This is a genomic window from Aquimonas voraii (genome assembly GCF_900101825.1).
In the GTDB taxonomy this organism is placed as follows: domain Bacteria; phylum Pseudomonadota; class Gammaproteobacteria; order Xanthomonadales; family Xanthomonadaceae; genus Aquimonas; species Aquimonas voraii.
The window spans coordinates 598,088-620,365 of sequence record NZ_FNAG01000002.1; the positions used below are offsets into that span (position 1 = coordinate 598,088).

20 protein-coding genes and 1 pseudogene are annotated in these 22,278 nt (G+C 67.4%); 17 read left to right on the forward strand and 4 right to left on the reverse strand.

All coding sequences use genetic code 11. From position 1 onward, the window contains the following. Positions 1-7: 7 nt before the first annotated feature. From aroA to BLP83_RS07205, 16 genes are all read left to right on the forward strand, one after another. The gene (aroA, locus tag BLP83_RS07130; RefSeq protein WP_091240599.1) at positions 8-1,312 is read left to right on the forward strand and encodes a 3-phosphoshikimate 1-carboxyvinyltransferase; all 1,305 of its coding nucleotides are present in this window, start codon (positions 8-10) and stop codon (positions 1,310-1,312) included. A gap of 57 nt (positions 1,313-1,369) precedes the next feature. After that, complete coding sequence (gene cmk, locus BLP83_RS07135; RefSeq protein WP_425388973.1) at positions 1,370-2,035, forward strand: (d)CMP kinase; 666 nt, start codon at positions 1,370-1,372, stop codon at positions 2,033-2,035. Positions 2,036-2,248: 213 nt separating this feature from the next. Further along, positions 2,249-3,922, forward strand: a complete 1,674-nt coding sequence (gene rpsA, locus BLP83_RS07140) for a 30S ribosomal protein S1 (RefSeq protein ID WP_091240604.1) — start codon at positions 2,249-2,251, stop codon at positions 3,920-3,922. 196 nt (positions 3,923-4,118) lie between these two features. Continuing rightward, positions 4,119-4,412: an integration host factor subunit beta gene (locus BLP83_RS07145; protein ID WP_091240607.1), complete on the forward strand. Its 294-nt coding sequence runs from the start codon at positions 4,119-4,121 to the stop codon at positions 4,410-4,412. Positions 4,413-4,549: 137 nt separating this feature from the next. Continuing rightward, the gene (locus BLP83_RS07150; protein ID WP_091240609.1) at positions 4,550-4,825 is read left to right on the forward strand and encodes a lipopolysaccharide assembly protein LapA domain-containing protein; all 276 of its coding nucleotides are present in this window, start codon (positions 4,550-4,552) and stop codon (positions 4,823-4,825) included. Continuing rightward, positions 4,822-5,994 carry a lipopolysaccharide assembly protein LapB gene (gene lapB, locus BLP83_RS07155; RefSeq protein ID WP_091240611.1) on the forward strand — a complete coding sequence of 391 codons (1,173 nt, stop codon included), beginning with the start codon at positions 4,822-4,824 and terminating at the stop codon, positions 5,992-5,994. Before BLP83_RS07150 ends, lapB begins: the two co-directional genes overlap by 4 nt. Next, positions 5,994-7,007 carry an MraY family glycosyltransferase gene (locus BLP83_RS07160; RefSeq protein WP_091240613.1) on the forward strand — a complete coding sequence of 338 codons (1,014 nt, stop codon included), beginning with the start codon at positions 5,994-5,996 and terminating at the stop codon, positions 7,005-7,007. Before lapB ends, BLP83_RS07160 begins: the two co-directional genes overlap by 1 nt. Beyond that, on the forward strand, positions 7,007-8,893 hold the full coding sequence (locus tag BLP83_RS07165; RefSeq protein WP_091240934.1) for a polysaccharide biosynthesis protein: 1,887 nt from the start codon (positions 7,007-7,009) through the stop codon (positions 8,891-8,893). Before BLP83_RS07160 ends, BLP83_RS07165 begins: the two co-directional genes overlap by 1 nt. A gap of 26 nt (positions 8,894-8,919) precedes the next feature. Next, complete coding sequence (galU, locus tag BLP83_RS07170) at positions 8,920-9,828, forward strand: UTP--glucose-1-phosphate uridylyltransferase GalU (protein ID WP_091240616.1); 909 nt, start codon at positions 8,920-8,922, stop codon at positions 9,826-9,828. Positions 9,829-9,903: 75 nt separating this feature from the next. Then, positions 9,904-11,250 carry a 30S ribosomal protein S12 methylthiotransferase RimO gene (rimO, locus tag BLP83_RS07175; RefSeq protein WP_091240619.1) on the forward strand — a complete coding sequence of 449 codons (1,347 nt, stop codon included), beginning with the start codon at positions 9,904-9,906 and terminating at the stop codon, positions 11,248-11,250. Between the two features lie 4 nt (positions 11,251-11,254). Continuing rightward, positions 11,255-12,097, forward strand: a complete 843-nt coding sequence (locus BLP83_RS07180; protein WP_091240621.1) for a DUF3025 domain-containing protein — start codon at positions 11,255-11,257, stop codon at positions 12,095-12,097. A 114-nt stretch (positions 12,098-12,211) separates the two neighbouring features. Beyond that, positions 12,212-12,676, forward strand: coding sequence for a hypothetical protein (locus tag BLP83_RS07185; protein WP_091240623.1), 465 nt, complete (start codon positions 12,212-12,214; stop codon positions 12,674-12,676). A gap of 346 nt (positions 12,677-13,022) precedes the next feature. Then, a complete protein-coding gene (locus BLP83_RS07190) occupies positions 13,023-15,254 on the forward strand; it encodes a M12 family metallo-peptidase (protein ID WP_091240626.1) in 2,232 nt (743 codons plus the stop codon). 84 nt (positions 15,255-15,338) lie between these two features. Then, on the forward strand, positions 15,339-17,588 hold the full coding sequence (locus tag BLP83_RS07195) for a DUF5916 domain-containing protein (RefSeq protein ID WP_143006582.1): 2,250 nt from the start codon (positions 15,339-15,341) through the stop codon (positions 17,586-17,588). A 127-nt stretch (positions 17,589-17,715) separates the two neighbouring features. Next, a complete protein-coding gene (locus BLP83_RS07200; protein ID WP_143006583.1) occupies positions 17,716-18,327 on the forward strand; it encodes a hypothetical protein in 612 nt (203 codons plus the stop codon). A 22-nt stretch (positions 18,328-18,349) separates the two neighbouring features. After that, complete coding sequence (locus tag BLP83_RS07205) at positions 18,350-18,640, forward strand: DUF6916 family protein (protein WP_091240633.1); 291 nt, start codon at positions 18,350-18,352, stop codon at positions 18,638-18,640. Between the two features lie 78 nt (positions 18,641-18,718). Here the strand turns inward: BLP83_RS07205 and BLP83_RS07210 are convergent, their stop codons facing one another. From BLP83_RS07210 to BLP83_RS07225, 4 genes are all read right to left on the reverse strand, one after another. Further along, positions 18,719-19,216: a GNAT family N-acetyltransferase gene (locus BLP83_RS07210; protein ID WP_091240635.1), complete on the reverse strand. Its 498-nt coding sequence runs from the start codon at positions 19,214-19,216 to the stop codon at positions 18,719-18,721. Between the two features lie 50 nt (positions 19,217-19,266). Then, entirely contained in the window at positions 19,267-19,809 is a 543-nt protein-coding gene (locus BLP83_RS07215; protein WP_091240638.1) for a phage tail protein, read from the reverse strand. Positions 19,810-19,897: 88 nt separating this feature from the next. Continuing rightward, the gene (locus BLP83_RS07220; RefSeq protein WP_091240639.1) at positions 19,898-20,434 is read right to left on the reverse strand and encodes a phage tail protein; all 537 of its coding nucleotides are present in this window, start codon (positions 20,432-20,434) and stop codon (positions 19,898-19,900) included. Positions 20,435-20,506: 72 nt separating this feature from the next. Continuing rightward, positions 20,507-21,055 (reverse strand): phage tail protein, encoded by a 549-nt coding sequence (locus BLP83_RS07225; protein ID WP_091240642.1) that lies wholly within the window; start codon positions 21,053-21,055, stop codon positions 20,507-20,509. 353 nt (positions 21,056-21,408) lie between these two features. On the opposite strand from BLP83_RS07225, the pseudogene BLP83_RS19365 reads away from it, so the two are divergent. Continuing rightward, positions 21,409-22,257 (forward strand): annotated as a pseudogene (locus tag BLP83_RS19365) (Ig domain-containing protein); the annotation flags it as partial. Positions 22,258-22,278: the final 21 nt, after the last annotated feature.

The window sequence follows — 22,278 nt, forward strand, 5'->3', positions numbered from 1 at the left end:
AGGGGGTGTGTACCGTGCGTCGCGTGCGCCACGCGGGCTGATTGGACGCATCCGCGTGCCCGGCGACAAGTCGGTCAGCCATCGCGCGGTGATGCTGGCTTCACTGGCGGAAGGCGTCAGCCAGGTCAGCGGCTTTCTGGAAGGAGAGGACACCCGTGCCACCGCCCGCGCTTTCGCGCAGATGGGTGTGCGCATCGAGTCGCCTGAAGCGAGCGTGCGCATTGTGCATGGCGTGGGCTTGCACGGGCTGTCCGCCCCGGCTGCCGCCATCGACTGCGGCAATGCCGGCACCGGCATGCGCCTGCTCGCCGGTCTGCTGGCGGGCCAGGGCTTCGACAGCGAACTGGTCGGCGACGAATCCCTGAGCCGGCGGCCGATGAACCGCGTGGTGCTGCCGCTGCGGCAGATGGGGGCGGTGATCGACACCGCTGCGGAGGGTCGCCCGCCGCTTCGCATCCACGGCGGCAAGCCACTGCAGGGCATCCGCTACGAGCTGCCGGTGGCCAGCGCACAGGTGAAGTCGGCTTTGCTGCTGGCCGGCCTTTATGCGCATGGCGAGACCGAGACCATCGAGCCGCATCCGACCCGCGACTACACCGAGCGCATGCTGAGCGCTTTTGGCATCGACATCGCCTTCGAGCCGGGACGCGCCCGCCTTGGCGGCGGCCAGCGCTTGCGCGCGGCCGAGGTGCAGGTGCCGGCTGACTTCTCCTCTGCGGCGTTCTTTCTGGTTGCGGCCAGCCTGATCCCCGGCTCGGATCTCCTGATCGAGCAGGTCGGCATCAATCCGCGTCGCACAGGCCTGCTGGAGGCGCTGCGCCTGATGGGGGCTGACATCACGCTGGAGACCCGAAGCGAGCACGGCGGCGAGCCGGTGGCCGACTTGCGCGTGCGCCATGCCCGTCTGCAGGGTGCGGTGATTCCCGAACACATCGTGCCTGACATGATCGACGAGTTTCCGGCCCTGTTCATCGCCGCCGCCTGCGCGGAAGGCGTGACCACGGTCAGCGGTGCGGCCGAGTTGCGGGTCAAGGAATCCGACCGCATCCGCAGCATGGCCGAGGGCCTGCTGGCGCTGGGCGCGCGCATCGAGGAGCGTCCGGACGGCGCGATCATCGAAGGCGGCGAACTGCTGGGCGGCACGGTCCACGCCCGCGGCGACCATCGCATCGCCATGAGCTTCGCCATCGCCGGGCAGCTCAGTACGGGCGAAGTGCGCATCGAGGACTGCGCCAACGTCGCGACCTCGTTCCCGGGCTTCGTGGACTTGGCGCGAGGCTGTGGCTTCGAGTTGGTCGAAGCGGCGCGCTGATTGCAGCTAGGCCGGCAACGCCCCACCCGCTAAACTGTGCGGATGACCACGAACCCCATGCTCCTGCCGCCCGTCCTGACCATTGATGGCCCTTCGGGCTCCGGCAAGGGAACAGTCGCCAGGGCGGTGGCAAAGCAGCTGGGTTGGCATTTCCTGGATTCCGGCGCGTTGTACCGAGCTGTCGGTCTTGCGGCCGGTTGGCACGACCTCGATCTCAGCGATGCCGATGCGCTGGAGCGGCTGGCGCGCGAGACCCAGGTGCGCTTCGAGGAGCGCGACGGCGGCGAGCCGCGGGTCTTCGTCGATGGCGTCGATGCCACCGACGAGCTGCGCACCGAGACTGCCGGTGCCGCAGCATCGGCGATCGCGGCACTGCCTCCGGTGCGCGCGGCCCTGTTCGACAAGCAGCGTGCATTCCGCCAGTCGCCGGGCCTGGTGGCCGATGGCCGCGACATGGGCACGGTGATCTTTCCCGATGCCCCCTACAAGGTCTTTCTGACCGCCAGCGCCGCCGAGCGCGCCGGCCGTCGCTATAAGCAGTTGAAGGATAAGGGGCTCGCGGTTACACTCGACGGTCTGCTGGAGGAGATTGTCGCGCGCGACGCGCGTGACGCCGAACGCACCGTGGCGCCCCTGAAGCCCGCAGCCGATGCGGTCCTCATCGATTCCACCGGCGTTCCCGTCGACACCGTGATCGAACGCGTGCTCGCCGTGCTGCGCTGATTGGCGCCGCATCGCGGGCTTGCTTCGCGCCCGAACGCTCGACCTTCCCCACGGCGGAAACCCGAACCCCCGAGCCATGAAGGCACGGGTCAACCCACAGATGTCCGAAGGCCGCCCCGACACGTCGGGCCGACCCCGAGGTCGTCGCACAGCCGGTGGCCGGCGCAAGTTTTGGCGCGTCAGGCCGTGTGTCCAACCTGGAAATTCACCCCCATGACCGAAAGTTTTGCTGAACTGTTCGAGCAGAGCGAGAAGCTCTCCAAGCTCAAGCCGGGCGCCATCGTCGTCGGCACCATCGTCGAGATCCGCTCCGACGTGGTCGTCGTCAACGCAGGCCTGAAGTCCGAAGGCATCGTCCCGATCGAGCAGTTCAAGAACGAGCAGGGCGAGCTCGAAGTTGCCGTCGGCGACGAAGTCAAAGTCGCACTCGATTCGCTCGAGAACGGCTTCGGCGAGACCGTCCTCTCCCGCGAGAAGGCCAAGCGCTCCCTGGTGTGGGACGAGCTCGAGGAAGCCCTCGAAGCCAACGCCACCATCACCGGCCGGATCAGCGGCAAGGTCAAGGGCGGTTTCACCGTCGACATCAAGGACGTCCGCGCGTTCCTGCCGGGCTCGCTGGTCGACGTGCGCCCCGTGCGCGACCCGGTGTACCTGGAAGGCAAGGACATCGAGTTCAAGATCATCAAGCTCGACCGCAAGCGCAACAACGTCGTCGTCTCCCGCCGCGCGGTGGTCGAGAGCGAGTACAGCGCCGAGCGTGAGCAGCTGCTGGAGCGTCTGCAGGAGAACGCGGTGGTCAAGGGTGTGGTCAAGAACCTCACCGACTACGGCGCGTTCGTGGACCTCGGCGGCATCGACGGCCTGCTGCACATCACCGACATGGCGTGGAAGCGCGTGCGTCACCCGTCCGAAGTCGTCAACGTTGGCGACGAGCTGGACGTCCGCGTGCTGAAGTTCGACCGCGAGCGCAACCGCGTCAGCCTTGGCCTGAAGCAGCTGGGCGAAGATCCGTGGGAGAACATCGCCCGCCGTTACCCGAACGGCTCGCGCATCTTCGGCAAGGTCAGCAACGTCACCGACTACGGCTGCTTCGTCGAGATCGAGCCGGGCGTCGAAGGCCTGGTGCACGTCTCCGAGATGGACTGGACCAACAAGAACGTCAATCCGTCCAAGGTGGTGCAGGTCGGTGACGAGACCGAAGTCATGGTGCTGGACGTCGATGAAGAGCGTCGCCGCATCTCGCTCGGCATCAAGCAGTGCACCTCGAACCCGTGGGAAGCCTTCGCGGCGATGCACAAGAAAGGCGACAAGGTCGAGGGTCAGATCAAGTCGATCACCGATTTCGGCATCTTCATCGGGCTTGACGGCGGCATCGACGGCCTGGTGCACCTGTCCGACATCAGCTGGAACGCCACTGGCGAAGACATCGTCCGCAACTTCAAGAAGGGCGAGAACGTCGAGGCCGTGGTGCTGGCGGTCGATCCGGAGCGGGAGCGCATCTCGCTGGGCATCAAGCAGCTGGAGCAGGATCCGTTCGGCCAGTTCATGGCCGCGAACCCGAAGGGCAGCATCCTGACCGGCACGGTCAAGGAAGTGGACGCGCGCGGCGCGACCATCGAGCTGGCCGACGGCATCGAGGGCTACCTGCGCGCCTCGGACATCGCCAAGGAGCGCATCGAGGACGCCACCCAGCACCTGCGCGTCGGCGACAAGGTCGAAGCCAAGTTCATCGGCATGGACCGCAAGGGCCGTACGCTGCAGCTGTCGATCCGCGCCAAGGAAGAGGCTGACCTGCAGGACGTGCTGGACGAGTACCAGAATGCTGCTGGCGGCACCACCAAGCTGGGCGCGCTGCTGCGCGAGCAGCTGGGCAACAAGGGCGACTGACGCCTGATCGCGCGCCCCGGCCATGCGCAAGCGTGGCCGGGGCGCGTTGTCGAAGGGCGCGTCCGTCCCGACGGTCTCCTCCTTCCGATTTCCGCCCGGCGGCCGCGACCTGTGGCCGCTTGGCCTTGTCCTCGTGGCGCTGTCGCCACCTTCGGATAGCCGCTGTCACTGCGGCCTTCCCGACCTGAGCGGTTCCATGACCAAGTCCGAACTCATCGAAGCCCTCGCTCGCAAGCAGTCGCACCTGAAGGCCGACGACGTCGACCTCGCGGTCAAGACGCTGCTGGAACAGATGAGCACCGCGCTGGCGACCGGCGAGCGCATCGAGATCCGCGGGTTCGGCAGCTTCAGCCTGCACTTCCGCCCGCCGCGCGTGGGCCGCAACCCGAAGACCGGCGACTCTGTGTCTCTGCCCGGCAAGTACGTCCCGCACTTCAAGCCTGGCAAGGAGCTGCGCGAGCGGGTGAACGACGGCAACGCCAATCTCTGAGGCGGGCGTCTGCGCGCTTGATGCCGCATTATCCGCCGATGCGCTCGCGGATCTGCCCTGGCACTGCTTGCGCCTCGTCTACAATCTCCGGCCGCGTGGCGACTGCGCCCGCGTGAATCGCATTCTCCGGAGGCCGCATGCGCATCCTGCTCATCCTGCTCGCCCTGGGCCTGCTCGGCCTTGGATTCGCATTCGGTGCCCTCAATCCGGCAGCGGTCGCCATTGACCTCTATGGCATTGAGCTGAACCTGCGTCTCGGGTCGGCTCTGCTGCTGGCCGCGTTCTGCGGCGCCTTTGCCGCCGGTAGCGTGCTGACCGCGCTGGTGATCCTGCCGCTCAAGCGACGTTTGAAACGTGCAGAGGGCGAAGCGCGCGCGGCCGCCGAATCCAGCCCGCGAGCTGCCGGCGCGTGAGCGAGTTCCTGCTGCTGTTCCTGCTGCTTCCGGTGGCCATGGCCTGGGGCTGGTTCGCCGGACGTCGTGCCGCCGAGCGCGCCGGTGGAAACCGCGTCAGCCGGCTGTCGACGCGCTACTTCCGTGGCCTCAACTACCTGCTCAACGAGCAGCCCGACAAGGCGATCGAGGTCTTCCTGCAGATCGCCGAAGTCGACAGCGATACGGTGGAGACGCATTTCGCCCTGGGCAACCTGTTCCGCCGTCGCGGCGAGGTTGACCGCGCCATCCGCATCCACCAGAACCTGATTGAGCGGACCACACTGACCGACGAGCAGCGCGTGCAGGCCGTTCTGGAGCTGGGTGAGGACTACATGCGAGCCGGTCTGCTCGATCGGGCGGAGACGCTGTTCGCCGATCTGGTCCGGCCCGGCGAGCAGGCGCCGCAGGCATTGCGCCACCTGCTGGTGATCTACCAGGCCGAGCGCGACTGGGAGAAGGCGATCGAGCATGCCCAGCGCCTGGAGGCTGCCACCGGCGAGCCCACTGGCCGGCTGGTCGCGCATTTCCACTGCGAGCTGGCCGACCGCGCCCGCCGGCAGGGGCGAATCGCGGAGGCACGCGCCCATCTCGCCGAGGCCCATGCGGCCGAGGCCAACTTCGTCCGTGCAGGTCTTATCGAAGGCCAGATCGAACTGGCCGAAGGCCGCGATGCGCTCGCCCTGCGCGCGTTCGAGCGCGTCGCCCGCCACGATCCCGATGTGCTGCCGGAAGTGCTGAAACCGCTGCTCGGCGTGTACGAACGTCAGGGCGAACGCGCGCGGGCCCGAGCCTTCCTCGCCGAGATGAGCGAGCGCTATGCCGGCGTAGCGCCCGTGCTCGCGCTGGCGCGTCTCATCCGCGAGGACGAAGGCGATTGCGCGGCGGTCGAATACCTCAGCGAGGCCCTGCGCCAGCGGCCTTCGGTGAAGGGGCAGGTGGCCCTGATCGAACTCGGCACCGCGCGCCCGCCGGAAGAAGCGATGCCGATCCTGCGCGTGCTGGAGCAGACCACCGGGCATTTGGCATCAAGTGTTCTCACCTATCGCTGCAACCGCTGCGGCTTCGGTGCGCGCCAGCACCACTGGCAGTGCCCGAGCTGCAAGAACTGGAGCAGCGTGCGTCCGATCCACGGCCCCACCGGCGACTGATGCTGGTCCAGTTCTTCGCCTTCGGATCGCCGGCGATGGCGGCGCTGATGCTGGCGGTGGCTCTGGCCGCGGCCGGGCTCTGCCGCCTGGCCCTGGCCTATGCGCAGCGCCGCGGTCTGTTGGATGCGCCCGGGCGGCGTCGATCGCACCAGCAGGTCACGCCGCGCGGCGGCGGCATCAGCTTCGTGCTGGTGGTGGCGCTGCTGGCGCCCATGCTGCTGCCCGACTTGCGCATGGCGCTGTCTTTCAGCCTGGGCCTGCTGGCGATCGGTGCGATCGGCTGGTGGGATGACCATCGGCCACTGTCAGCGCGGCTTCGGCTGCTCGTGCATGTGCTGGCGTCCGCGCAGTTCCTGTGGCTGCTGCAGGGGCCGCCGACCGACATCGCCACGCTGCTGCAGTTCGGGCTCAGCCTGTTCTGGCTGGTCATGTTGGTGAACTTCTGGAACTTCATCGACGGAATCAACGGCCTCGCCTCGCTGCAGGCGCTGATCGCCGCCGGGCTCTATGCGGGCCTGGGGCAGGCGGCCGGCCTGTCGGGGGCTGCACTGCTCATGCTCACGCTGTCTGCGGCGTTGTTGGGCTTTCTGCCCTACAACCTGCCGCGGGCGCGGATGTTCATGGGCGATGTCGGCAGCGGCGCGCTGGGGTTCGCGCTGGGGGCCTTTGCACTGATGCTGCTGCCCAGCGTGCGCGCGCCTTGGCTGCTGCTGTTGCCGGTGGCACCGGTACTGGTGGATGCCGGGCTCACCCTGGTCAAGCGGATCCTGCTCGGACGCCGCTGGTATGCTGCGCACCGGGAACATCTCTACCAGTGGTGGGTCCGACGCGGCGCCAGTCACGTGCGCGTCAGCCTGGCCTATGCGGCCTTCAGTCTCCTGGTCATCCTGCCCGCCATGATCCTTGCCCTTGAACGACCAGCGCTGCGTTTGCCGATCCTGATCGGCACTTATGCCCTGGCGGCGGCGCTGTGGCTGTGGGGCAGGGCGCGTCTGCGTCGGAGGCGGCGCTGATGGTCAGCCGGGTGGCGGGTTTGATCGGTCGGGTGCATCCGCGGCTCGCGGTTGTGCTGCATGACCTGCTGATGGTCTGGGCGGCCTGGCTGATCTCGAATGCCTTGCGCTTCAGCCTTGCCCCGAACGCTCCCCCGTTCACGCTGTTTCCGCCCGAACTGCCGGTGGTCCTGTTGGCGCAAGGCGCCGTGCTCTGGTGGACCGGCCTCTACCGCGGGCTGTGGCGATTCGCCAGCCTGCCTGATCTGTGGAACATTGCCCGCGCCTGCCTGTTCGGCGCGCTCGCCGTGTTCAGCGCCCTGTTCCTGCTCACCCGCTTGGAGAACGTGCCGCGCACGGTGCTGGCGCTGTATCCACTGACCCTGCTGGTCTGCCTCGGTGCGCCGCGCTGGCTCTACCGCTTCTGGAAGGACAGCCGCTACGGCGGCGCACCGCGTCTGCAGCCGCTGCGCGTGCTCGTGATCGGTGCCGGCAGCGCGGGTGAGGCGCTGGTGCGCGATCTGCGCCGCGAAGGGCGTTTCCGCCCGGTCGGCCTGATCGACGACAACCGCGCCCTGCGCGGAGCCAAGGTGCACGGCGTGCCGGTGCTGGGTGACCTCGACCAGCTCGCCCAGATCGCCCGCGAGGTCGCCGCCGAAATGCTGTTGATCGCCATGCCCTCGGCGAGCAACCAGCAGATGCAGCGGGCCGTCGAGCGCTGTGAGGACAGCGGCCTGCCGTTCCGAACCGTGCCGCGCCTGCAGGATGTCATCGAGGGGCGCTCCAGCTTCAACCAGCTGAAGGAGGTCGCGATCGAGGACCTGCTCGGCCGCGATCCGGTGGCGCTCGACTGGACCGCGATCCGCACCGGGCTCTCGGGACGGCGCGTGCTGGTCAGCGGTGGCGGTGGCTCGATCGGCTCGGAGCTGTGCCGTCAGGTCGCGCGGCTCGGGGTGTCATCGCTGATCGTGCTGGAACAGTCGGAGTACAACCTCTACCGCATCGAGCAGGAGCTGCGCGCCGAATTCCCCGAACTGCTGGTGGTGCCCGTGTTGGGTGACTGCGGCGATCCGGCGGTGGCCGAGTTCGCCCTGTCCGAGAACCGGCCGCAGTTGGTCTTCCACGCCGCCGCCTACAAGCATGTGCCCCTGCTCGAGGGCATGGTGCGCGAGGCTGTGCGCAACAACGTGCTGTCGACCCAGGTGCTCGCCCAGGCCGCGCTGCGCCACGGCGTTGGCAGCTTCGTGCTGATCAGTTCGGACAAGGCAGTGAATCCAGCCAATGTGATGGGCGCGAGCAAGCGGCTGGCCGAACTGCTGTGCCAGACCTTGCAGGGTCAGGGCGGCACCCGCTTCGTCACCGTGCGCTTTGGCAACGTGCTGGATTCCGCCGGCAGCGTGGTGCCGCTGTTCCGCGAGCAGATCCGCCGCGGCGGGCCGGTGACTGTCACCCACCCGGAAATCACCCGCTACTTCATGACCATTCCCGAGGCCTGCCAGTTGATCCTGCAGGCGGCCACGCTGGGCGAGGGCGGCGAAATCTTCGCGCTGGACATGGGCCAGCCGGTGAAGATCCAGTACCTCGCCGAACAGATGATCCGGCTCGCCGGCAAGCGCCCGGGCGAGGACATCCGCATCGAGTTCACCGGCCTGCGCGCAGGTGAGAAGCTCTTCGAAGAGCTGTTCCACCCGCAGGAGGACTACCAGCCCACGCGGCATCCGAAGATCATGTTGGCGCAGCCGCGCGAGCTGGCCGCGCAGTCGATTCAACAGCAGCTGCTGCGCCTGCGCCAGGCCAGCCAGCAGTACGACTCGGCGCAGATGCTGGAGATCCTGCAGCAGCTGGTGCCCGAGTTCCGTCGCAGCGAGGACGCGCCTGCCGTGGTGTCGCTGCACCGCGTGTCCTGACGCTCAACATCCACTCACGGAAGACCATGTCCCAACGCATCCGCAAGGCTGTATTCCCGGTCGCCGGACTCGGCACCCGCTTCCTGCCCGCCACCAAGACAGTGCCCAAGGAAATGCTGCCGATCGTCGACAAACCGCTGATCCAGTACGCGGTCGACGAGGCCATTGAAGCCGGCTGCGACACCTTGGTCTTCATCACCAACCGCTACAAGCACGCGGTCGCCGACTACTTCGACAAGGCCTACGAGCTGGAACAGAAGCTCGAGCGCGCCGGCAAGCAGGAGCTGCTGGATGTCGTGCGTGGCGTGTTGCCGCCGCACGTGCGCGCCATCTTCGTGACTCAAGCGGAGGCGCTGGGCCTTGGCCACGCGGTGCTGTGCGCCGAACCGGTGATTGGCAACGAGCCCTTCGCCGTGCTCCTGCCCGACGACCTGATCTGGAACGCCAGCGGACCCGGTGCGCTGAAGCAGATGGCCGACCTGGCCGAGCGCGAACAGGCCAGCGTGATCGCAGTACAGGACGTGCCGCGCGCGCAGACTTCGAGCTATGGCATCGTCGCGACGGAAGGGTTCGAGGGCCGGTCGGGCCGCATTCACGCCATGATCGAGAAGCCCAAGCCCGAGGCTGCACCCAGTACCTTGGGGGTGGTCGGGCGCTACATCCTGGGGCCCGGTATCTTCGATGCCCTGCGCGCCACCCGCCCCGGCGCCGGTGGAGAGATCCAGCTGACCGATGCCATCGCCGCGCGCGTCGCCCAGCACAAGACATTGGCCTACCACTTCGAGGGTACGCGCTTCGACTGCGGCAGCCATATCGGCCTCATCCAGGCCACGATCCGTTTCGCACTCGACCACGAGAAGCTGAGCTCAGCCGCGCAGAGCTTCATGAGGCAGACCCTCGAAGAGCTTTCGCACAGCGAGGCGCCGCTCGAGTAAGGCGACGCCCGCGGGCAGGCGTTCAGAGCCGGGGCGTATAATCCGCGCCCCTCGCTCGCCAGACCCGCAGCCGCCATGTCCAGCTCCGCCCCCAAAGTCGGTTTCGTCAGCCTCGGCTGCCCCAAGGCGCTGGTCGACTCAGAGCGCATCCTCACCCAGCTCAAGGTCGAGGGCTACGAGATCGTGCCGACCTATGACGAGGCCGATGTGGTGGTGGTCAACACCTGCGGCTTCATCGACTCGGCGGTCGACGAGTCGCTCGACGCGATCGGCGAGGCGATCAGCCAGAACGGACGGGTGATTGTCACCGGCTGCCTGGGCAAGCGCCCCGAGACCATCCGCGAGGCGCACCCTGAAGTGCTGGCGATCAGCGGCCCGCAGGACTACGCCAGCGTGATGAACGCGGTGCACGAAGTTGTCGCTCCGCAGCACAACCCCTACATCGACCTGCTGCCGGACTACGGGCTGAAGCTCACGCCCAAGCACTTCGCGTATCTCAAGATTTCCGAAGGCTGCAACCACCGCTGCAGCTTCTGCATCATCCCCAGCATGCGCGGCGACCTGGTCAGTCGCCCGGTCGATGACGTGCTGCGCGAGGCCGAAAAGCTGGCAAGAGGTGGCGTTCGCGAGCTGCTGGTGATCTCGCAGGACACCTCGGCCTACGGCGTCGATCTGAAATACGCCGAGCGCGAATGGCGCGGCAAGACCTACCAGACCCGGATGAAGGCGCTCTGCGAAGGCCTGTCCGAGCTCGGCATCTGGACGCGCCTGCACTATGTGTATCCCTACCCGCACGTCGACGACGTGATTCCGCTGATGGCCGAGGGCAAGTTGCTGCCGTATCTGGACATCCCCTTCCAGCACGCCAGCCCGAAGATTCTGAAGGCCATGCGCCGTCCGGGTGCGGTCGACAAGACGCTTGAGCGCATCCAGCGCTGGCGCGAGACCTGCCCCGAGCTGGCCATCCGCAGCACCTTCATCGTCGGCTTCCCTGGCGAGACCGAGGACGATTTCGAGGAGCTCCTGGACTTCCTCGAAGAGGCCCAGCTCGATCGCGTCGGCGCCTTCGCCTATTCGCCGGTCGAGGGTGCGGCTGCCAACGACCTGCCGGGCGCGGTGCCGGAGGAAGTGAAGCAGGAGCGCCTGCAGCGCTTCATGGAGCTGCAGGCCGAGATCAGCGAGGCCAAGCTGGCGGCCAAGGTCGGCACGCTGCAGCCGGTGATCATCGACCACCTCGAAGGCGAGCTTGCGATCGGCCGCTCGCGTTTCGATGCGCCGGAAATCGATGGACTGGTGCAGATCCAGGACGGCGAGGCCATGGGGGTCAAGCCCGGCGACATCGTCAACGTGCGCATCCTCGGCAGCGACGAGCACGACCTGTTCGGCCTGATCGGCCCGGGCGAGGACGAGTTCGACGACTGACGCCATGGCCAAGCGTCGCTTCGAGGCGCCCGCGCGCGAAGCCGTCGACCGCTCGGTCTTCGAGCATCCGGCCTTCGCGCCCTATCGCTTCGAGCTGGACCTGCTCACCGTCGAGCACTGGCCCGACATGGGGACGCTCAATGCGCGCGCCTGCGGCTTGAAGCACGCGTCCACGATGCGCGGCCTGCGCTTCGTCGAGCAGACGCCTGAGCTGTTGGCCGAAGGACTTCACTACGAGACCCGCATCTACGAGCGCGGCGAGATCCCCACCCGCGCCGACAACTGGCATGACCTGCTAAATGCGCTGGTCTGGATGCGCTTTCCTCAGCTGAAGTCGGCGCTCAATGCGCGCCAGGCTGCCGATGTCGCCCTGGTCGGTGCCAGCGAGCGCACCCGCGGCCAGTGTGCGCTGACCCACTTCGACGAGGCCGGCGTGCTGGTGCGGGTGTCGGATGCGCACACGCTGACGCTGTGGGATGCCCACGACTGGGGCGCGCTCGGTGCCCGCGTCCAGCTCGACCCCGAGGCACTCGAGGCTCACGTGTTCGGCCATGCGCTGCTGGAGCACGCGCTGTACCCGCAGCCGCTGCTGGTCGGCAAGGCCATCGCCGTGCTGGCGCCGCCCGAAGTCTCGACCAGCACGCTCGTGCGCAGCGTCGCCGAGGGCATTGCGTCAGGCGAACTCCTGACCGATCCGCAGGAGCTGCGTCCCTTGCCCACGGCGCTGCTGCCCGGCTGGCATCCGCGCAGCGGCGAAGCCGAATTCCTGCGCGAGGGCGAGTGCTTCCGGCCGCTGCGCGAGGGCAGGGTGTATCCGCCGGCGCTGGAACTTGATCCTGCAGCTTAGGCGTTTGCCGTCGAAAGATGCGACGTCGCGGCAGCCTCGATACCTTCGACGCATGCGGAGCTGCCCCGGTCCAGACCCATACTGGTTAGACCTGACTGGCGCAGAGCCCTGAGCATGGACCACGAAGCCGCCATTGGCGCACTGATGCAGGCCCTGTATCACCAGGTTTCGGGGCCGGCCGGGCATCGCCGCGACTGGTCGCAGCAGGCCGAGCTGTTCATGCCCTTCGCGCGCATGGTACGCACGGGTGTGGATGAGGCCGGCACGCCCTGGGCCCTGGTGATGGACGTCGCCGACTATCCGGCCAACTTCGAGCAGAAGATCGGCGATGCGCCCTTCTTCGAGGTCGAGATCCACCGCGTGGTGCAACGTTTCGGCAACATCGCCCAGGTGTTCAGCACCTACGAAGCCTGGCGTGATGCCGAGCACACCGACTTCATCAAGCGCGGGATCAACAGCATCCAGCTCTACAACGACGGCCAGCGCTGGCGGGTGGCCAACATGCTCTGGGACGACGAGCGGCCCGGCCTGCGCATCGATCCCGCCTTCCTGCCGCCGCGCAGCGATTCGGTGGCCTGAGAGCATGTGAGAACCATCCGCCTAATGCGGCCGCCTCTGGACGCCCGTGGCGGCAGCGCGCTGCGCGAATTCCGCGGTCATTTGACCCGCCAAACGCCCTTGAAGTCGCGCACCGCGCTTTACCACGAACACCCGGAGGCGCCCTCGCTACGGCGTCTGGGTTTTTGCACACGCTCTGAGACCGCGTTCCACCAATCGCCCCCGCAGTGACGCGAGCCGCGCTTCGACTGAACCGGTTCAGCACGGTTGCAGCATCACCTGCCGGCGGTCACAGGTTGCGGGACGAAGGGCGGCTAGACTTTTCGAAGCTCCGCCGCGCCTGCGGCTCTTCGATCGGACGTGTGCCATGGCTTTCCGCGCTCTCAGCCTGCTGGGTCTTCTGCTCGCATCGAGTGTCCTGAACTGCGCGCAGGCGGCGGAGCCCGGCCAAGCCCAGCTGGGTGCCGCCGAATTCGAGGCCCTCACCGAAGCCAAGCTGGGCGAGGAGCGTCGAGTGCTGCTGCAGTGGCGATCGTCCGCGGCACTGCGCGCGGGCGACGCGCCCAAAGCCTTGGAGCTGCGCCTCCGCCGCATCGAGGTCTATGCGCCCGATGCGCGGGTGCTGGAGGCGACCGCCGATGGCTACCGCGAGCTGCCGCGCGATCCGCGCCTGCACTTCATCGCCGAGCCGAGCGCCGGTCGGCGCATGTCGCTTAGCCTCGACCCCAAGAGCGCACAGGCCGAAGGCCTGCTGCTGCTGGAGGGGCGCATGTATGCGCTGAAGGGCAAGCAGGACGGGGAGGGCCTCGCGCTGGAGGCCAGCGACATGGAGCAACCCCTGCCGGACGGCTCGCTGCGGGAGGCCGCCTGCATGGGCGACCTGAGCGCGCCGGGTGCTGCCGTCGGCAAGAGCCGGGCGCCAGACCCGCAGCCGCTGCACGCCCGCGAAGCCTCCTCGCTGTTCGGCGTCGCGGCGGGGCCCGCCGCGCGCAGCCTCGCGCAGACCTCGTTTGCGCCCAAGGTGGCGACGCGCCAGGTGACCTTGGCCATCGATACCGACAACGAGCTGCTGGAGAGGAAGTTCAGCAACAACACCAGCAACGCCACGGCCTACGTGGCAGCCCTGGTCGCGGCGATGAACGCGATCTACGAGGACGACCCGGCCCAATACGGCCTGCAGCTGCGCCTGCTGCAGGGCACGGTGATCCTGCGCCCCTCCAGCGCGCCGGATCCCTACGCCAACACCGACAGCTCGGCCACCGGAGCGGCGCTCAACGAATTCAGCGCCTGGTGGCGCGACAACCAGGCCAGTGTGCCGCGTGCCTTCGCACTCAAGCTTTCGGGCAAGGCCAGCAGCGGCTTCAGTTCTTCCGGCATTGCCTGGCTGGTGTCCAGCGGCAGTTACTGCGATGCGAAGGGCGTCGCGGGAGGCAATGTGTTCGGGCACTACAGTCTGACGCGGGTGTTCAACAGCCCGATGTTCGATGCGGCGGACGATGCGTATGTGGTGGCCCACGAGCTCGGCCATAACCTGGGCGCCCGCCACACCCACTGTGCCAACGCCACGACCGGCGCCCAGGCCGCGACCGGCACCATCGACCGCTGCTTCAACGGTGAATCCGGCGGCGGCTGCTACGCCGGCCCGCAGTCCTGTCCGACCGGCGCGGAGTCGCCGCTGGCGCCGCAGGGCACGTTGATGTCCTACTGCCATCTCAATGGCTTGAACTGCGGCGTGTCGACCGAGCTGCATCCGACCCACGTCACCCAGCTCAATGGGCGCCTGGCCAGCCAGCCTGCGGCCTGCGTGGTTCCCATCGGCAGCAACCAGGCGCCGACGATCAATGCGCCTGCCAGCATCAACGGCGTCGAGGACACGAGCCTGACCCTGACCGGCATCAGCCTTGCCGACCCCGACAGCGCCAGCCTGGCCGCCACCTTCTCGGTGCCTTCGGGCGCGCTGAATGCGACCGCGGTCGCTGGGGTCAGCGTGAGCGGTACCGCCAGCGCGCGCGTGCTGACGGGCAGCCCTTCCGCGCTGAACACATTCTTGGCCGACGGCCGCCTAAGCTATGCGCCGGTCGCGAATGCCAACGGCAACCTGACGCTGGGCCTTTCTGTGACTGACGCTGTCGCAGCGCCGGCCACGCGTTCGGTGACGCTGGCCATGGCTGCGGTCAACGACGCGCCCACCCTCAACGCCCTAGCCTCGCTGTCCGTACAGGCCGGCGTGTCCTCGGCCATCAGCGGTGTGAGCTATGCCGATGTCGACTCGCCCGGCGGCGGCATCGCCGTGCAGGCGAGCTACAGCGCGGGCTCCGGCAGTTTCACTGCCAGCAGTGGTGGTGGTGTCATTGTCAGCGGCTCGGGCAGCGGCAGTCTCACCCTGTCGGGCACCCTGTCCGCCATCAACAGCTTCGTGGCGGCGACGCCGGTGCGCTTCACCGCCTCGCCCACCGGGCCGGCCTCGGTCAGTCTGAGCCTGGGCATCAATGACCTTGGCAACACCGGCTCGGGCGGCGCGCTCAGCGCAACACGCTCCATCAACGTGTCGGTGAGCGGGCGCGAGGGTGAGCTGTTCGCCAACGGCTTCGAACCCTGAACGCTGACGCAGCTGGGTGACCTTCGGCGGATCGTCACGACCCGCCCTTCACCTATGCTTGCGCGCCCTCTGGCGGCCGGTCGTATGCGCTTCGTTCCTTCTGCTTCTCTCGCTGTTCTGTTGGGCTTGGGTGTTGCGCTGCCGGCGCTGGCCGCCAACGCAGCGGAAGGCATCCAGCTCGACGGGCGTCTGGACGAGCCCGAGTGGGCGCAGGCCCTGCGCATCGATGACTTCCGCACCGTCCAGCCGCTGACCCGCGAGCAGCCGCCGGTGCGCACCGAGGTCCGCGTGCTCTCGCGCGAGGATGGGCTGTACTTCGGCATCCACGCCGAGCAGCCGCCGGAGTTCGCGCGCACCCGCCATCCGACGCGTCGCGACGCGCAGGCGCGCGCCGACCGCGTCAATCTGATGATCGACTTTGAAGGCGAGGGCAGTACCGCCTACGAGTTCACCGTCAGCATCAGCGGCGGCATCCAGGACGCCATCATCACCGGCCAGAATGGCTACAAGTACGACTGGGACGGCGTCTGGGAGCAGGCCGTCGCCGAAGACGCCGACGGCTGGAGCGTGGAGGTGCGCCTGCCCTGGGGCATCGCCCCGCTCGGCCGCGTCGAGGACGGCCGCACCACCATCGGCGTCTACCTCTCGCGGGTCGTCGAGCAGCGCGGCCTGCGCTTCTCGCATCCGCACTACGATTTCGAGAACCCCACCTTCGTCGCCGACATGGCGAAGTTCGAGATCGCAGCGCGCAGCGACCTGCGCCTCGACGTGGTGCCCTACGTCGCGGTGGCGAACGACCGCCTGCTGCGCAGCACCGACACCCGCGCCGGTGCCGACGTCTACCTCGCACGTGGCGCGCATCGCCTGAACGCCACGCTGGCGCCTGACTTCGGCCAGGTCGAGAGCGACGCGCTGGTGGTCGACTTCAGCGCGCTGGAGGTTTTCTTCAGCGAGAAGCGGCCCTTCTTCACCGAGAATCAGGCGCTGTTCGACGTGCCCTTGGGCAACAACGCCCTGCTGGTCAACACCCGCCGCATCGGCGGTCGCCCGGATGCCGGCCCAGACGGCATCAGCGACGTCGACGGCGCGATCAAATACACCGGTGCCTTCGGCGCCTTCGACATCGGCACCCTGCTGGCCACCGAGGCCGATCCGGTCGATGCGCGCGGCCGCGATTTCCGCGTGCTGCGCGGCCGCTGGCGTACCGCCAGCGGCGAATACGGCGCCACCGTCACCGAGACCCTCAGGCCCACGCTGGACCGCGAGGCGCGCGTCGCCGTGGTCGATGCGCTATGGCGCCCGCTTGAAGGCCTGCAGCTGCGCGGCGCCGTCGGCGAGAGCCGGATCGACGACGCAGGGCAGGGCGATCCCGACGGCCGACTGCTGTGGCTGCGCATGGATCATGCGGTGAGTCCGAGCTTCCGCCAGGAATACGAGCTGGCCCGCTATGGTCGCGACCTTCAGGTGAATGATCTCGGCTTCCTGCAGCGCGCGGACATGAGCCTGCTGCGCGCCGAGTACACCTGGTACCGGCGCGCCTGGGCTGCCGACTCCCGCGTGCGCGACTCGTCCTGGGAGACCGAGCTGCTGTGGCAGCGCAACGGCGCCGGCGAGCGCATCTACGGCGGCTGGGAGCTGGGGCACAGCTGGGCCTTCCGCAATGCCGCCGAGCTGACGGCCTACACACTGCTCCGCACGTCCTACACCGATGACCGCGTACTGCGCGGCAATGGCGACGTGCGCTTGCCGGCGCAGCATCTCGCGGGTCTTTATTTTGCGAGCCCGCGGATGTGCGCGTGGCGCTTCGAGACCGATCTCGGCGTCGAGCAGGAGGGGCTCTCGGGCTGGGCGCGCTTCCTTGAGTTCACGCCGACCTGGTTCCTTGGCGAGCGCTTCAGTACGGCCTTGGGCGTGTACCTCGGCGACAGCAGCGACTGGCTGATCTGGGACAGTGGCAATCGTCTGGGGCGCTATGCGCGCCGCCAGGCCGAGTTCGACTGGACGCTGGAGTGGTTTCCTGCGGCGGGCCACGAAGTCCGCCTGCGCGCCCAGTACGTCGGCCTGCGCGCGCAGGCGCTGGCGGGCTATGCGGTGCAGGCGGGCGCGCTGTCCGACGCCGCCGCGCCTTCGGACTTCAGCCTCGGCACGCTGGCGGCACAGATCCGCTACCGCTACGAGTTCGCCCCGCAGCGCGAGTTCTATCTTGTGTTGAGTCGCGGCGGGGAGTACTTCGGTGAGGATGAGGAGGCGTTCGGAATGAGCCGGCTGTTCGATCGCAGCCGCGCCAACGAAACCGCCAACCAGTTACTCGCCAAGCTGCGCTGGGGCTTTTGAGGGGCCGAGCGACGCGGCCCTGCTGCACCTTCGCCGGCTTCTCAGGCTATGCTCCGCCGGGGCGGGTGGAGTCCCATCCGACTGGCCTGCAAGCATGCGGGTTGCGTATTCATTACAGGGGTCCAGCATGGAGCGTCGCCGCTTTCTCAGTTCTGCCGGCTTGCTGGCGGGAGTATCAATGCTTCCGGTGTCGGCCTCCGGCATTGCCAAGACGCCGATGGCAAGCTGGCAGATTCTTTGGGTGCCCGAGGCTGTGCCTGGCCAGAAGTGGCGTCCCGTGGCGCAGGCCTGCACGGAGGCCTGTGATCAGGAAGCCCTGCAGATCACGCTGGATCGGCTGCACCCCGCATCCGGCGGCGGTCTGATCCGTAGTTTCGGATTGCATGCCGTCTTCGAGCTTCGAGATGGACAAAGCGCGCGCTTCACCGCGTGGCGCATGGGCGGAGACGGAGCCTTGCGCAGCGAATCGGCCGGGTCTCGATTTGTCGCGGGTCGTGCCACCCTGCGACGCTTTGAGTTGGACTACCAACTGGGCGACGCGGTGCACGAGGAGACTCTTTCGCTGACCGGTTCGGAAAGCGGCCTGCTGGTGCCGGGGCATTACCTCTTGGTCGGACCGCAGGCGGACGGCGTCCTCGCGCGTACTTCGGGCTGGGTTCACAGTGGCGATACGATGCAGCCCTTGGCATCGCCTGTGCCAGTCGATGTCCTCTCCTTCCGCATTGACCTGACGGCCTGATGTGCTCTGACCGGAGAAACGCGTGGATCTACTGAGCCTGCAGCACTTCGCGGGTGCTGTGAACGAGACCTTCAAGGCCAGCCTTGGCGACGTCTGCCTTGAGTTTGTTCTGGTCGAAGCCTCGCCGCTGCCCCAAAGTCGACCGGGTTCACCAAGAGAACCGTTCTCGCTCCTGTTCCTCAACACGTCCCCGGTGCTGTTCCCGCAGCAGATCTACCAGATGACGCATCCCCGCGTGGGGCAGGTGGGCATTTTCATGACCCCGATCGCTCAGAACCGCGACGGATTTGTCTACCAGGCTGTCTTCAACTGACACGATGCGGCGTGGTGTCGCCCTGCGCCGGCCACCGGGCGCGGCGACAGCGGGTCACTGTCGGGGCTGCTCGTGTCTTCACTTCGACGACTCGGGAGCGTCCGTCGAGCAACGCATTCGCCAGTGGGCGCCCTCGTCGCCAACGATCTTGAAGCCCAGACGCAGATAGAGGCGAAGAGCGCCCGAGTTGTGCTTGAGGACATGCAGGCCGATTTCCGCGCCCTGGCGGTCGGCCAAGTCCAGGCTCTGGCGTATAAGCGCGCTTCCCAAGCCACGACCGCGCCACTGCGGGAACAGTGCAATGTCGACGATCAAGTGCTCTGGCGCCTTCTCGAGAACGATGTAGCGCCCGATCGCCTCGCCTTCGGGGCTCAATACGGCCAGAAAGCGCGCCGCTGCATAGAACGACTCGAAATGGGTTCGCTGCAGCTCGAACTGTTGGTCCAGAAACGCGCGTTTGGCGGCTTCGGGCCAAGCTACGCCCTCGAGTTCCAGGGCCCGTGTGGAGGCGTAGAGTTCGCGCAACCACGGGAGGTCCTCGGCGACTTGAGGGCGTACTTGCGGTCCTGCGGACACGTCATCCTCCGGATGTCCGAGGCGTCAGAGGCCCGGCTTTCAGCATCCACTTAGGGGAAGGACGGATAGAGGCCTTGAAGCGCAATGCAGAAGTTCACGCCCAGATAGGGCTGCTGATTCTGGTGTGCGAGGCCGCCACCCTGGCTGGGACTGACCATGTTGGGGGCCAGTTGGGTGTTCAGCGGCGTTGCGATGTACGTCCTCGAAGTGCTGCTGTTTGCAAGGAAGGACAGGCCACCGTTGGCGACGGGCTGATGCGAACCGCTGCCAGCGGCCGTCTGGGAGAAGGCGACAACGCCGTGGTTGTGCTGTGGGATCTGATTGCTGGTCAGGGTGACGGTATTGGCGCCGAAAGCCTGCCCCAGCGAGCGTGGCGACAGGCCTGGGCCGTTGCCCTGCTGGCAGCCGGCGCGGCCGGCGAAGTTGGGAAGCTGGAAGGTGGTCTGGCCGTTGCCGCCGTAGATGGTGCCGATCAGCGAGAACAGTGCGGTGTTCTGCGAAATCGGCAGGGTGGCGCCGTTGGCGAACGCCCAGCCTCGGGGGTTGAAGTTGAAGCCGAACAGCTGGATTTCACCGATGAAGGGGGTGGTCATGAGCGAGTTCCTCCGATGAGGTGCGGCGCCATGGCGGCGGCCGCGCCTGCGTGGCGCTGTGGAATGTCGATGCGTGCCGGGATGGCGCTCATCCCTGCGACGGGAAGATGCCGAAGAGTGAAATGCAGAACTGCACGGTCAGCGTGGGCATGCAGTTCTCGTGCGGCTGGCTGCTCCCGGCCGCGGTCAGCATCTGCGGAGACATCGCTGCGGCGTTATTGCCCGTGATGGTGTTGACGTAGAAGGTGTCGCCCGCGACCGTGCCTGGCAGCAGGTCCGCTCCGGGCGTGACCGCGGTGGAAGCGCCCGTTGTGGCCACAAGGGTGTGGGTGTGCGCCGGCATTTGGCTCGGCAGCAGGGTCACTGTCTCGGCGCCAGCGCGCTGGCCGATGACGTAAATGCTCTGTCCGCCCCCCTGACCCTGGTGGATCGGCACGCGGCCGCGCAGGTCAGGTACCGCGAAGGTGGTTTGGCCGTCGCCGCCGTAGGTCGTGCCGATCAGGGCGAACAGGGCGTCATACTGGACGATCGGCAGCAGGCTGCCGTCGCAGGCCTGCCAGCCAGTGGGGGCGCCGCGCGTGCCGAAGGCGAGCATTCGGATCTCGCCGATATAGGGCTGTGACATGTGGATGCGCTCCGGAGTTTGTAGGGATCGCGCGACACGACGCGCGGGTCCGTTGTCCTTGACTGGCTGCCGTCAGTTGCGCGACGGGAAAATGCCGTTCAGGGCGATGCAGAAGTTGATGACGCTGTAGGGCTGCAGGTTGGGATGCGGCTGGCTGCCGCCCGAAGATGCAACGCTGGCTGGATTGAGCGCCACCAAAGGACCGTTGGAGGCGGAGTAGATGGGGATTGCCGCCCCGTTGGCGTTGTTGCTGGTAGCGAAAACGCGATTCGACGGGGGGCGGCTGTCGCCATTGGTTGTCGATGCGTTGACCGAATGCGTATGGGCCGGCAGGTTGCTGCCGAGCAAGGTCACGTTCTCGGCGCCGGAACTCTCGCCGATCTGCACGGACGGCGGCTGCCAGCTCGGGTCAACCGACGAGGCGTAGCCGATCGGAGTGCGGCTGCGCAGGTCCGGGAGCGCGAAATTGGTGGTGCCGTTTCCACCGTACTGCGTGCCGAGCAGAGAAAACAGCGCCTGATTCTGATTGATCGGCAGCAGCTGGCCGTTGCACTGAGCCCAGAATTTCGGCGCAAAACCGAATCCGGCCATCATGATCTGACCGATGAAGAATTCGCTCATGTAACCCTCCCCGTGAGTGGTGAGCCCGGCGCCCGGTAGCGTCGCGCCGCTGTACTGTGGACTGCGGCCGACTGGCCCACAAGCCCTTCGGCGGGCAATTCCGGGTTGCAATCCTCGTCGGGGCTTCCGCTCTGCCCGCAAGCCTGTTCAAATGCGCGAGCCGCGCTTTGGGGGCTGTCGTGTGTGTCTCTCGCCCCTCGGTCGCGTTCTAGCAGGGCCAAACGCCACGGCGGCCCGGTTGCCCGTATTCGACGGGCGCTTCTCAGGGGAACTGGATCATGCGTACGTCCTCGAACCGCCACTCGGGTCGCCGCCTCAATGGCGCACTCGCCGTACTTGTGCTTGCGTTCGCGATGGTCTGGTCAACGCTGGCCTCAGCGCAGACATCCACGTTCTGCCCTACGCCGTTGACGGCCACGGTGGCCTGGGGGGCGTCGGTCTCGGTCAACGTCAGTGCCTGCGATGGTCCTTTCGACGCGGGCGTGAGTGGCCCTTTCGCTCCGCTGCCGGTTCACGGCAGCGTGACGGTTGGACCGAACAGTGGCGGTGTCCAGTTCATCACCTATGCGCACAACGGCAGCACGCCCCCGGGCGGAGGCAGCGATACGATCTGGTTCGAGGATGAAAACAACCAGACCGTCCGGGTCAACATCACCATCTCGCCGCCGACGTCTCCGATCACGGTCTCACCGGCCGCCCTGCCAACCCTGACGGCCGGCACGCCCTTCTCGCAGACCCTTACCTCTTCAGGCGGTCTCGCCCCGTATACCTACAGCCTCCAGAGCGGCGCCTTGCCGGTGGGCCTGACGCTGACCAGCGGGGGCGTGATCAGCGGTACGCCCACTCAGCGCGGCGGTTATGCGTTCACGGTGCGCTCCACCGACTCGACCTCGCCGACTGCGCAGTTCGTGGATCGCAGCTACACCGGCACGGTGCAGAACCCGACGCTGGCGATCAGCCCGGCGAGCGGAACCGCCATCCAGAGCGCACCGTTCTCGCAGACGCTCGCGATCACCGGCGGCGTCTCGCCGCACACCTGCCAACTGGAAACCGGCAGCTTCCCGGCCGGCATCAGTGTGTCGAGCGCGTGCGTGATCAGCGGCACCACGGCGGCAGCGCCGGGCAACTATCCCGTCACCCTGCGGGTGACTGACGCCAGTACCGCCAGTCCGCCGAATCCCTATTTTGAAGTCGAGAGCTACACCCTCACCGTCAGCCCGCCG